This window comes from Affinirhizobium capsici, assembly GCF_977018625.1.
In genome coordinates, this window is the sequence record NZ_CDRNXD010000004.1 from 2,000,947 (window position 1) to 2,013,007 (window position 12,061).

10 protein-coding genes are annotated in these 12,061 nt (G+C 57.7%); 5 read left to right on the forward strand and 5 right to left on the reverse strand.

Annotation, left to right across the window (positions count from 1 at the left end; all coding sequences use genetic code 11):
* Nucleotides 1-25: 25 nt before the first annotated feature.
* Entirely contained in the window at nucleotides 26-931 is a 906-nt protein-coding gene (locus tag AC0JZ1_RS13030) for a LysR family transcriptional regulator (protein ID WP_471882777.1), read from the reverse strand.
* A gap of 105 nt (nucleotides 932-1,036) precedes the next feature.
* Between AC0JZ1_RS13030 and AC0JZ1_RS13035 the strand changes: the two genes are divergently transcribed.
* Nucleotides 1,037-2,413 (forward strand): MmgE/PrpD family protein, encoded by a 1,377-nt coding sequence (locus AC0JZ1_RS13035; RefSeq protein ID WP_471882778.1) that lies wholly within the window; start codon nucleotides 1,037-1,039, stop codon nucleotides 2,411-2,413.
* A 209-nt stretch (nucleotides 2,414-2,622) separates the two neighbouring features.
* Here the strand turns inward: AC0JZ1_RS13035 and AC0JZ1_RS13040 are convergent, their stop codons facing one another.
* Together AC0JZ1_RS13040 and AC0JZ1_RS13045 are read right to left on the reverse strand one after the other, a co-directional pair.
* The gene (locus tag AC0JZ1_RS13040) at nucleotides 2,623-5,742 is read right to left on the reverse strand and encodes a multidrug efflux RND transporter permease subunit (RefSeq protein WP_471882779.1); all 3,120 of its coding nucleotides are present in this window, start codon (nucleotides 5,740-5,742) and stop codon (nucleotides 2,623-2,625) included.
* 10 nt (nucleotides 5,743-5,752) lie between these two features.
* Nucleotides 5,753-6,919, reverse strand: coding sequence for an efflux RND transporter periplasmic adaptor subunit (locus AC0JZ1_RS13045; protein ID WP_471882780.1), 1,167 nt, complete (start codon nucleotides 6,917-6,919; stop codon nucleotides 5,753-5,755).
* A gap of 165 nt (nucleotides 6,920-7,084) precedes the next feature.
* Between AC0JZ1_RS13045 and AC0JZ1_RS13050 the strand changes: the two genes are divergently transcribed.
* From AC0JZ1_RS13050 to AC0JZ1_RS13065, 4 genes are all read left to right on the forward strand, one after another.
* A complete protein-coding gene (locus tag AC0JZ1_RS13050) occupies nucleotides 7,085-7,774 on the forward strand; it encodes a response regulator (protein WP_471882781.1) in 690 nt (229 codons plus the stop codon).
* Complete coding sequence (locus AC0JZ1_RS13055) at nucleotides 7,771-8,832, forward strand: ATP-binding protein (RefSeq protein WP_471882782.1); 1,062 nt, start codon at nucleotides 7,771-7,773, stop codon at nucleotides 8,830-8,832. The genes AC0JZ1_RS13050 and AC0JZ1_RS13055 overlap by 4 nt, the downstream gene beginning before the upstream one ends.
* Nucleotides 8,833-9,035: 203 nt before the next feature.
* Complete coding sequence (locus AC0JZ1_RS13060) at nucleotides 9,036-9,554, forward strand: GNAT family N-acetyltransferase (protein ID WP_471882783.1); 519 nt, start codon at nucleotides 9,036-9,038, stop codon at nucleotides 9,552-9,554.
* A gap of 269 nt (nucleotides 9,555-9,823) precedes the next feature.
* Nucleotides 9,824-10,453 (forward strand): hypothetical protein, encoded by a 630-nt coding sequence (locus AC0JZ1_RS13065; RefSeq protein WP_471882784.1) that lies wholly within the window; start codon nucleotides 9,824-9,826, stop codon nucleotides 10,451-10,453.
* 88 nt (nucleotides 10,454-10,541) lie between these two features.
* Here the strand turns inward: AC0JZ1_RS13065 and AC0JZ1_RS13070 are convergent, their stop codons facing one another.
* The gene (locus AC0JZ1_RS13070) at nucleotides 10,542-10,919 is read right to left on the reverse strand and encodes an ester cyclase (RefSeq protein WP_471883444.1); all 378 of its coding nucleotides are present in this window, start codon (nucleotides 10,917-10,919) and stop codon (nucleotides 10,542-10,544) included.
* A 311-nt stretch (nucleotides 10,920-11,230) separates the two neighbouring features.
* Nucleotides 11,231-12,034 (reverse strand): inositol monophosphatase family protein, encoded by an 804-nt coding sequence (locus tag AC0JZ1_RS13075; protein WP_471882785.1) that lies wholly within the window; start codon nucleotides 12,032-12,034, stop codon nucleotides 11,231-11,233.
* Nucleotides 12,035-12,061: the final 27 nt, after the last annotated feature.

Below are 12,061 nucleotides of genomic sequence, written 5' to 3' on the forward strand. Positions count from 1 at the left end.
ACTCCCTCTTAACCGGCTCGATGGCTTAAGCCCATTCCCGAAGGTAGTTCAAGAAGTGAAACGCCATTTTTGGAAGCGGGGAAAGCTCGGAACTGACGACTGCGTAATCAACGGCTATGGTCGGTTCAAGCGCAACAAATGCCAGCGGCAAAGCCTGATACTCCAGCCCCAGCAATTCGCTGACGATTGCAATGCCAAGCCCCTCAGCCGCAAGAGAACAGGCGCAGCCGACGGAATGCGCTTCAATGGCGGGGCGACGGCGAAGACCAGCACGATAGAACACGGCTTCCAGTTCGTGACGGACAGCACGCTCCCGGTTCAGAAGAATGAGCCGCTCGGTCTTCAACTGTTCAACAGTGATTTTGGAGCTTTTGGCAAGGGGATGGCTCTCCTGCAGGACGCAGATATTCCGGGTCGGCATGACATGCTCTTCACGAAGTCCAGGCGTCGGAGACGGCAAACGCGTGAAGCCAAGATCGACCGCGCCTTCCGCCACCATTCGCTCAATCGCAACATAGTTGCCGCATGCAATCTCGATCCTCACGGGACCGGAGTCGGCTAAAAACCTCTTGATCAGGCGCGGCACAAGCGTCGCGGAGAGGCTGGCAGGAAAGGCCAGTTTCAGCGGAATATCCGTTGAACGCCCCTCCTCCAGTTCCTGCGCCGTGATCTTCAACGCAGTCAGCTTGTCTGCTATGGCCCGGATCTGCGGTCCCAGTTGCATTCCTTCGCGCGTCATCGAGAGGCGGTTCTTATCCCTGTCGAACAGGCTTACACCAAGAAAAATCTCCAACTGATGCAGAAGACGGCTGGTATTGGACTGGGAGATGCCAAGATCCGCGGCAGCAGCAATGGTGGAGCCTGTGGCTGCAATCGCATCGAAGGCCTGGATATGTTTGATGCTGATCTGAACGTCGCCCGACTTTTTCATTCTCGTTCTCCCGGATAACGTCACCCGTCATTTGCATAAGATTGCGCCCGTAAACCTGCCCGTTCATCAATGCCGCTTCATGCAAGTTTGCAAGGAAGCGATAGAATGACAACGGCCCTCGAAAGAATTGCGCGACGACTCGTTTCAAGAAGGTCCTTTTCAGCCATTGCGACGGAGAGGGCGGAAGATGCAATTGTGGATACGATTGCCTGCATGATTGCGGGCAGGAATGACCCGGCAACGCACTCTGTTACCGCAGCTTTCGCAAATGAAATCAAACAAGATGGTCCCTCGCTGGTTTTCACGGGTGGCCGTTCATCGCGCTCGATTGCCGCCCTGATTAACGGCACCGCCGCCCATTGTCTCGACTTCGATGATAACTTCCATCCCGCACGTGCGCATGCGTCTGCCGTTCTGGTGCCGGCTCTCCTGTCGATTGCAACAAGCAGTGATCATTTTTCAGGGCTTATGCTGGTAAGAGCCTACCTTGCCGGTCTGGAAGCGCAGGCCTTGGTCGGCTTCGGCGTCATCCCGTCACACTATAACAGGGGCTGGCACGGCACCTCGACAGTCGGCTGCATAGGAGCCGCAGCAGGTGTGGCCATTCTTTTAGGACTTAACGAAGCCCAGATAGCAACTGCAATGAGCCTCGCCACCAGCATGGCCTCGGGCCCGAAAGGACAATTCGGCACCGGAGCAAAACCATTCCATGCAGGGATTGCAGCACGAAACGCCGTCGAGGCAGCCCTGCTCGCCCAATCTGGTTTGGGCGGCAGGCTCGACATTCTCGAACGTCCGCAGGGTTTCCTCGATCTCTTCGGTGGTGACGAGGCCGTGGGTTGGGCCGATCTGTCCTGGGACGAAAAGCACGTCATCGAAACACGCGGTCTGGTCACGAAACTCCACCCATGCTGCGCCTCAACCCATAGGGCCGTCGATGCGGCCTTGGACCTCCAGAAGGAGCATGGATTCTCGATTGACGACATCGAACAGATCGATACGAAAGTTGGCCGATCTGCATCTGACAACCTAGCCTATCCCGATCCTTCCGATGAGATGCAGGCGAGATTTTCCATGCAATACTGCTTGGCCGTCGCGCTATTGAACGGAAGCTTGTCACTTGGTGACTTCACTCCTCAAGCTGCTACCCGGCCCAGTTTGCGCGTCTATATGTCGAAGATCACTATGAGTTCTTACAGCGCAGAAGAAGAACGCGGCGTTGAGCGCCTACCGCATCAAGTCCATATCTCGTTAAAGGATGGGAGCAGGTTCTCCACCGAGCGACTTCACGCCAATGGCTCTATAGCTGCGCCCTTGAATGACTGGCAGAAGCTTGCAAAATTTGAAGATTGCCTGCGGTGGGCGGAACTATCGACGGCGCATATCACACCTTCCCAATTGAAATCCATGTGCTCGGGGGAAAGCGTAAGGGCCGTCAGCGATGATGTGTTGCACGTATTGAAGCAACATTCCCGTCGTTAAGCCATCTTTTGAGGTAAGTTATTAATGATTATATCCGGCACGGAAAAAGTGACCTTCTAAAAAGCCAGGCAATATCTGCCGCAGTCCGGTAGGCTAGACTTGCTGGGGGCCTGCGAGCACTCTGCATGTTGAGGCATGAGGCGTCAGCCTGCTTCTCTCTCGTGGACGAAAAAGAAGCAGGCTGCCTCATGAGGGGTACTGTATCAACTCTACGATTTGGCGGTTGACGCGCGCACACCAAAACATCCGAGCCGGCGTGCACGCTGCATGACGATAACGTAGAAGGTTGGGACAAAGAACACAGCCAGGATCGTGCCAGAGATCATGCCGCCGAACAGGCCGGTTCCGATGGCGTTCTGGGTTTCCGAGCTTGCGCCCGATGCAATGACCAGCGGTACGACGCCCAGCGTGAAGGCCAGCGAGGTCATGACGATGGGGCGAAGGCGAAGGCGTGCTGCCTCGATGACTGCGTCCACCAGCCCCAGACCGTCTATCTGGCGTTTGCGCGCGAACTCAACGATCAGCACGGCATTTTTGGCGGAAAGGCCGATCAGGGTGATCAAGCCAACCTTGAAGAAGACATCGTTTTCAAGTCCGCGCAGATGCACCGCGATTACGGCACCGATCACGCCCAGCGGCACCACAAGCATGACCGAAAGCGGCACGGTCCAGCTTTCGTAGAGCGCGGCCAACACCAGGAACACGACAAGGAAGGAAAAGGCCATCAGCATCGGCGCCTGGGCACCGGATTGCCTCTCTTGCAAGGATTGCCCCGTCCATTCGACGGCAAATCCCTTGGGAAGCATCAGCGCGAGACGTTCGACCTCATCCATGGCTTTGCCACTCGATACGCCTTTGGCGGCGGAGCCGGAGAAGCTGATCGAAGGGTAGCCGTTGTAGCGCGTTACCTGCAACGGGATGGTCGACCATTGCGTCGTGACGATCTCGGACAGGCGAACCATCTTGCCGGTATCGCTTCGCACATAGAGGTTGAGAACATCGTTGACCTGCATGCGGCTTGCCGGCTCTGCCTGGACGATGACTTGCTGCAGCCGCCCATTGCGCGGGAAGTCGTTGACATAAGTCGAGCCGACGGCACCGCCCAGCGTGTCGCTGATCGTTGAATAGGCAACGCCAAGCGCGCTCGCCTTCTGGCGGTCGACGGTTAGCGTGACGCTGGGACCGCTGGGAAGCCCGTCGACGCGGACGTCGCTGAGGAGCCGGCTCTGAGATGCAAGCCTAGTGAGCTGGGCGGCGACCGCTGCCAGCTCCTTTTCTCCGTGATTGGCGCGATCCTGCAGTCTCAGCGAAAAGCCCGAGGTGGTGCCGAGTTCCTCAATGGCGGGCGGCTTCATGCTCATGATCTCGCCTTCGTTTGAGGCAGCCATGGCCTGCGTTGCCGCGTTCACTTCGTCATCGACCTTTGTCGAGCGTTGGCTCCAGTCTTTCATGGTGGTGAACGACATGGCGGTGTTGGCGCCGGAGCCTGAAAAGCCGAAGCCCATGATCGTCAGATTGTTGATGATATCCGGTCGCGTCTGCACATGTTTTTCATAGAGGTCAACCACCTCACGGGTGCGCTCCGCCGTTGCCTCGGCAGGCAGGGTGAAGGAGGTCATGAAGGAGCCCTGGTCTTCTTGCGGCACGAAGGTGGTGGACAGCGCGGCATAGCCATAGGCGACCGCAGCGACAATCGCGAGGTAGACGACGGCTGTCCGGCCGGTTTTTTGCACCAGACCCGAAACCCAGCCGACATAACGCTGCGTCAACCTGTCAAAGGCCTGGTTGAACCAGCCAAAAATGCCCTTGCGCTGATGGTGATCGTGACTGACTGGCTTCAGCAGCGTGGCGCAGAGAGCCGGCGTCAAGCTGAGGGCCAGAAACGCGGAAAAGAGGATCGAAACAGCCATCGAGACGGTGAACTGACGGTAGATCGCCCCGACTGAACCCGAGGCCAAACCCATCGGAAGAAGGACGGCCGTCAGCACAAGGGTGATGCCGATAACGGCACCCGTGATCTCGCTCATCGCCTTGCGGGTTGCATCCCGGGGGGACAGTCCCTGCGTCGCCATCAGCCGCTCGACATTTTCGACCACGACAATGGCGTCGTCGACGATGATGCCGATGGCCAGGACCATGCCGAACATTGTAAGGACATTGATCGAATAGCCAATCGCCAGCATGACGGCGAAGGTGCCGAGCAGCGCGATAGGCGCGACTATCGCCGGAATGAGCGTGTAGCGGATGTTCTGCAGGAAGAGCAGCATGATCAGAAAGACGAGCACCATGGCTTCGCCAAGCGTCTGTACGACCTTCTGGATCGACACTTTTACGAAGGGCGCCGTATCATACGAAATTGCATATTCAAGTCCTGCGGGCATGGTGAGCGCAAGTTCAGCAAGCCGCGCCCGCACGCCGCCCGATGTGCTCACAGCATTGGCACCGGGCATCATCTGAATGGCGGCGGCGGTAGCGGGCTTGCCACCATCGAGAATGGCAAAGCCGGACGACTGGGATCCGACCTCGATCCGGGCGACTTCGCCGAGGGTAAGGCGTGAGCCATCCGGGTTTGATCGCAAAATCACTTCTGAAAATTCTTCCGTGGTCTGAAGCTGGCCCCTGATATTGAGCGGCACGGTGACTTTCTGACCGGGAACCGTCGGAGCATCGCCAAGCCGGCCGGGGGCTACCTGGAGGTTTTGCGACTGGATCGCCTGCGTCACCTCTGCCATGGAAATGGAATGGGCGACGAGGCGTGCCGGATCGACCCAGACGCGCATGGCCGCCTCGGAGCCGAAGGACTGGACGCGCCCGACGCCGTCCAAGCGCTTGAGTTCAGGCGCGATGTTACGCACGAGATAATCATCCAGCGCGATCTCGTTGAGTGTTCCATCCTTTGACTTCAGGGAGACAATCATCAAGAAGCCGGAGGACGCAGATTCGACGGAAAGCCCGCTGCGGCGTACCTGCTCTGGCAATCGCGGCTCGACAGCCTTCAACCTGTTCTGGATATCCACCTGGGCCAGTTGCGGGTCGGTCCCCGGCTTGAACGTTACTGTGACGGTTGTTGATCCCGAGGAATCAGCCGAGGAGTCGAAATAGAGCACATTCTTGGCACCCGAAATCTCGCGCTCGATCAGACTTGTGACGCTGTCGTTGATCGTCTGGGGCGTTGCGCCGGGATAAGTCGCGGAGATCGATACGCTCGGCGGGGCAATGGTGGGAAAGCGCGACACCGGCAACTGGGGAATGGCAATCAGTCCGCAGATCGCGATCATTATGGCGATGACCCAGGCAAAGACTGGCCGATCAATAAAAAACTGCGGCATCATCGGCTCCTTAGCTTTGGGTCTGCGGAGAAGTCTGCATCGGCGCAGTCTCGAGCGTCTTACCCCTCTCGACCCGCCCCTGGCCTAGCACAACGAAGGTTTCACCGGCAGCAAGGCCAGACTTGACAAGATACTTGCCATCTACCAGCGGTCCCAGCTCGACGCTCCGCAGCAGGCCGGTTTTTTCCGCCGTCACGATGGTAAGCTGCGGATTTCCGGCGGGATCGCGCGTCACAGCCTCCTGCGGCACCAGAAGCGCTGCGGAATAGACCTCCCGTGGCACCATGGCGCGGATGAACATGCCCGGAAGGAGCTGCTCTTCGGGATTGGGGACGAGGATCCGGATTCCGAGACTGCCTGTGGCACCATCAACCGAGATGTCGGAGAACAGGATTCGTCCCGTGTGGCTGTAAGGTGTACCAGCAATGGTCTTGATTTTGACTGGTAGCTCCTCCGGATTGTCCGTCCCGGCTCCAGGGGCCGTTTGGCGCAGGCTTTCCAAGCTCATGGAGGATTGGCGGACATCGACATAGACCTGATCGATCTGATGCACCACGGCAAGCGCATTGGTTGCGGCAGAGGATGCAAGCCCGCCCTCGCTCATGAAGGATTGGCCGATCCGGCCTTTGATCGGACTGCGGATGGTCGCATAGGACAATTCAAGCTTTCGCCGTGCAAGATTAGCGCTGGCTTCCGCTGCACTTGCCTTGGCCTGGGCAAAAGCTGCCGTGGCATTGTTCAAAGCTTCCTCACTGGTGATTTTCTGCGCCGACAAAAGCTTGGCGCGATTGAACTTCACCTTCGCATTCGCGAGTTCAGCTTCGGTGCGGGCGAGAACGGCAGAGGCCGCATCGACATCGGCTTCGAAGGGGGCCGGATCGATCTGGAACAGCGGCGTATTGGCGTCGACCATGGCGCCTTCCTGGAACAGCTTCTTCTGGATGATGCCATTGACCTGCGCCCGGATTTCCGCCGTGCGCAACGCGCTGACCCGACCCGGCAGTTCGTCGTAGATCGTGACGGTCTGCGGCTCGACGATCATCACGCTGACGCGAGCGGGCTGTGCGTCCGCAGGCGCATCCTCTTCCCCGGTGTTCGGTTGATCGCTGCAGCCAATCAGCAGCAGCATGGGCATGCAAAGCAGGCCGAATAGCCGGAAACGCGCCAGGTGCTTCATCGCAGTGACCATCCATCTCACTTGGGTACAATCTTGATGCCGGTCCTTTAGAATCGGGACGTTGGCGCTTTGTGGAGGTTTTGTTGCAATTCTATGGACGCAGAGCGCGCCCACTCGACGCTTCAAACGTTCGGTGGCATTGAAGTATCAAGGAGCGCGATAACCATGGCAGAACTTGTTTTGATCGCCGAAGACGATGCCGAAATCGCCGGCATCCTCGAAGCTTATTTCACCCGCGAGGGGTTCAGGACGGTCCATGCCCGCGATGGGCAGGTGGCGCTGGATCTTCACCGCTCTCTGAAACCAGATATTGTTCTGGCCGACATTACCATGCCGCGACTGGATGGCTGGGAGCTTCTGGCCGAAATCCAGCGACGGGGCCGCACGCCCGTCATCATGATCACGGCCCTGGATGAAGATGTTGACCGGTTGCAGGGGCTACGCATTGGCGCGGACGATTACATCGTCAAGCCGTTCAATCCGATTGAGGTCGTCGCGCGGGCCAAGGCCGTATTGCGTCGCGCCGGCATCAGCCAGACAGGAGCGGTGATCCGAGCCGAAACGCTCACGATCGATCTGGACAGCTATCAGGTAAAGATCGAGAAGAATGGCGTTGCCGTCCCCCTTTCTCTGACGCTGACGGAATTCCGGCTCTTGGCCCACCTTGCCAGAACGCCTTCCAAGGTGTTTTCGCGCAGCGAACTGGTGGACGCCTGTCTTCAAGGCTCCGACGCGCTGGATCGGACGATAGACAGTCATTTGAGCAAGCTGCGCAAGAAGCTCGAGCAGGCCGGCGGCGAAGGCATGCTGGCCAGCATCAGAGGCGTCGGCTATCGTCTGGCAGTTAATCCATGATGGTGAAGGGGCTCAGCCGGCAGATCCTTGTGGCCATGGCGTCCGTGACTGTGGCCGCTGGCCTTCTGGTCTTCTTCGGAACCTATCTCGCTTTCGCGATCCTGTTCTATTTCTCCCCCTGGTCCGAGGATGCCGACAACTGGCTGACGGGCTTTGACTTCATTATCCTGGCCGTCCTGATCCTGATCGCGCTCATTGTCGCGGCAGTCGCTTCGGTCAGGCTGGCGCGACGCATCCTTCAACCCCTGGAATCGCTCGCTGTCAGCGCCAGACGGATCAAGGATGGAGACCTTTCCGCCCGCGCCACACCCGGCGACCAATCCCTTGGCGAAACGGCCCTTCTTGTGGGGGACTTCAACGCCATGGCCCAACGTTTGCAGGACATGGCGGCGGACATGACCCTTTGGAACGCCACGATCGCGCATGAATTGCGTACGCCACTGACGATCCTGAAGGGTCGCTTGCAAGGCATGATCGACGGCGTTTTCACGCCCGATGAAAAGTCTCTCCATGCCCTGATCCTGCAGGTGGACTCGCTTGCCAGGCTGGTTGAAGATCTCAGAACGGTAACCCTGGCCGATAGCGGTCATCTGGACCTGAACCTGCAGCCCGTGCAACTGAAAGACGAAATCCAGCGCCTTGCGAGTATCCTGGAACCGGAGTTGCGGAACGATGGGTTTGAGCTTGCGCTTAACCTCGATGAGGTCGTGGTGAACGTAGATGCAATGCGGATCCGGCAAGTGCTCCTTGCGCTTGCGACCAATGCACGCCGCTATGCGGTGCGCGGCACGGTCGAGGTCAGCCTGGCCGTCGAAAATAATCGCGTGCTGTTGCGAGTGGCAGACGAAGGGCCGGGACTGGACGCCGACATCGCCTCATCTGCCTTCGAACCCTTCAGGCGTGGAACCCAGTCCGGCTCATTGGAAAAAGGCGGAAACGGTCTCGGCCTGTCCGTGGTGCGCGCCATCGTTGAGGCGCATGGTGGCCATATACGCTACGCGCCGTCGAGCCGCGGCGGCGCCGTGTTCGAAATTTTCCTCGGCAATCCTGTCTCCTGATCTGAAGCGCCTACGGCTTCAGTCATGGCTGTGCGCCCCCCGGATTACGCCCCCTCGTCTCCACAGTAGCTTCACACAGCCTCCACAAAGCCGCAAACCCTGCTTGCTAATCCAATGCTGGCATTTCTGCGCGGGATCGGGAGGCACATCCCGTTTGGATATTTCCGACCCTGTAGCGCGATTGAACAGTTAAAGGGAAAGTCATGACCAGTCCTACCGTAAGCCTTGCCATTACTGATCCAGCCGATTTCGCAAAGTTCAAAAAGGAGCTTCAGGAGGCGTTTGCCGTTGCAGTCATCGAAGAATATGGAAAGCTGTCGGAAAGTCCCATACCGTCCGACGAGGATCTTACCAGGTCCATCACCGCACCCGGAGCGGTTGCGCTCAATATTCTTTCAGACGGCAGGGTGGTTGGCGGCGCCGTGGTGACGATCAACGAGACCCACCACAACACGCTGGATCTGTTCTTCGTGAAGGTCGGAGAGGACGGAAAAGGTTATGGTCACAAGGCCTGGCTCGCCATTGAGGCGCGCTATCCGCAGACCCTGACTTGGCAGACTAACACACCCTATTTCGAGAAGAGAAACATCCACTTCTACGTTAACAAGTGTGGCTTTCACATCATCGCCTTCTTCAGCGCCAAACACCCCGATCCACACCATCCCGGCCCAAGTGATCTGCCGAATGACGAAGGATTTCTGTTTGAAAAAGTGATGCGATAACGCGTATTCGATCTGGAGCCCTGGATCTCGCGTTGACCCAAGTCTGCTTTGTAGAACCGGCCTTGATGGCGAGAATGGCAGATTTGGAGAGGCAATGCTATCGGGCGCGCCCCGCCCGCCTCGTCGCGTTCTGAAGCCCCAAACGGAAATTATCGTCGCTGGAGCGTCCAATTAGCTCCGGTTCGGAGGTGGCCTTGTGGTGCTGAGGTCACCGGCAACCAATCAATCTGTCTGTTGAACCATCACCCCATCTGCACCATTTAATGGGCATGCCGAAGACTGAGAAGAGCGATGTCGAACTGATCCGCACATGGACGTTGTCGCCCGTGATGACGCTGGGGTCTGCCGTTCGAGCCAAAGGCATTCTGCAGGAGATGCAGGCCCGGCTTCCGGGGCTTTTGAAAAAGACAATCAGCTTGGAAGGCAATGAGATCACCCTAGCAATGCCTGCTACCGAGAAAACGGCATTCAACGTCGCAGCCGCCATCGTTTCCGGAGTGATGGTAGAAGCCGAAAAATTGCCAGTGATCCCACGCGAGATCCAAGATATCCTGGTGATCAAAACGAGCGAGCGCCATCGCTGGCTTGCGGACGGCCGGCTTCCAAGCGCGGGAACAAGAACGGTGCGACTGAGCGGCCGTGCGCGGCAGATTACCTTCCATGTCTTTGATCCGAAGGTGGTCGAGGACCTTCTCGACCGAGGCGCCGTGGATGAGTGGCGTGTGCAGGATGCCGAGGCGAAGGCTGAGAAGCGACAGAAGGCGGCATACGAAAGGAAGCTGTCACGATCGCTCAAGAAGAAGCAGAAGCCGGGACAGAGGACGGACCGCAAGACCGACAAGTGCGCAGGAGAACTTGATGGTTGGGAAGAGTTCGACCGCGATGGTTTTCTTCGGTAGTCAATCGGAGCCCTTGTTCGACTGGCAGTCTTTTACGACCAATGCCTCCTGTCGGTCGATATGAGCATCGGCTGTCACACAAGGCATTTTAAGCGATCTGATTTTCGATGGCGACTTTATCAATGACAGAAAACACCTCGACTATTTTACTGCCTGTCACCTCGTAAAACACATTCTCTGCAAATGAAACGCGTTGACCGTTGATGTTTAAGCCGAGGAACTGGCCTTTTGGCGAGCAATCGAACATCAACCTCGCTGCAATAATCGGCGGGTTGCATACCAGGCGGTCTACGACGAAGCGCAGATCGGGGATGTCCTCGAAGTCTTTGATCAGCATCGAGCGGTAGCCTGACAGCCCAAGCTGGCGACCATTGTGCTTAACGTCGTCGGCAACATATTGCCTGAGTTCATTCCAGTCTTGTCGATTAAGGCAATCGATGTAGGTGTGGTAAAACTCTTGCAGCATCATCTTGCAGATATCATCACAATTCCTTTTCCGTCATGTGAACCAAGACGAGAAATACCCGCTTTGTTATGCGCTCTTACCGTGCGCCGCCAGGACAACCAGAAGATTATCTTCCTGCGTTTCGCGGCATTCCTCGCAACGTTCAATAGGGGCGCAAGGCGGCGATGGCCTCGCCGCCGCGCTATCCTTCGACACAACGAACCCTCCGTCCGAATACTGAAATTCTTGCTGAAGCCTTGGCGCAAGTTCTACTTCGTGAGGGTCAAAGTCTGCAATGGTGTCCGCATTTTGTCGTCGGCACCGCGTCGTCTTTAAAGATTGCTCAGATGCAACTGCAATAGCTCATCGTAGCAAGACTGGTTTGCGGCGAGAACCGGATGTCCGTTCAGGAATTCGGGACCGCTTGCCGGAAAGGCGAGGTTCTTGCCGCCTGCTTCGCGCACAAGGCAGAAGCCTGCCATGCAATCCCAGGCCCGCATATGTGGCTCGTAATAGCCGACCAGGCGGCCAGCTGCGACGTAAGCCAGCATCAGTGCGCCTGATCCATTGCGGATGAAATTGCCGCCGCGCTCCATCAGGCCCGCTATGATGGCACCGACGCGCTGAGGGGTCACATAGTTGTTGCATCCAATCCCGGTCATCGCATTCTGCAGGTTGCGGCTGGGATCGAGGCGCAGGGGCTTGTCGTTCAAGGTCGCGCCAAAGCCGTGAGCCGCAGCATAGAGTTCGTCTGAGCAGGGCACGTGGATGACACCAACCACTGGCTCTCCATCCCGCACAACCGCCACGGAGACACACCAGGTCGGCATGCCGTTGACAAAAGGCGCCGTTCCGTCGATCGGGTCGACCACCCAGGTGAAGCCGGAGGTGCCTTCGTCGTGGCCAAACTCCTCTCCCAGAAACCCGTCATTTGCGTAGATTTCGGCCACGCGCTCCTTAAGGAAGGTCTCGACATTGCGGTCGGCAATGGAGACCACATCCTGCAAATCCCGCTTCGTCTCGATCACCAGCGTATCTCGTCGATTGAAGTAATCGAGTGCCATGGCCCCCGCTTCCACAGCCAGCGTCTTTGCGAGAGCAAACCGCGCGGCGAGCGCCGTATCATTCATTGTCATTTTCTTCTTCCTTAGTCTTGCTGCAAA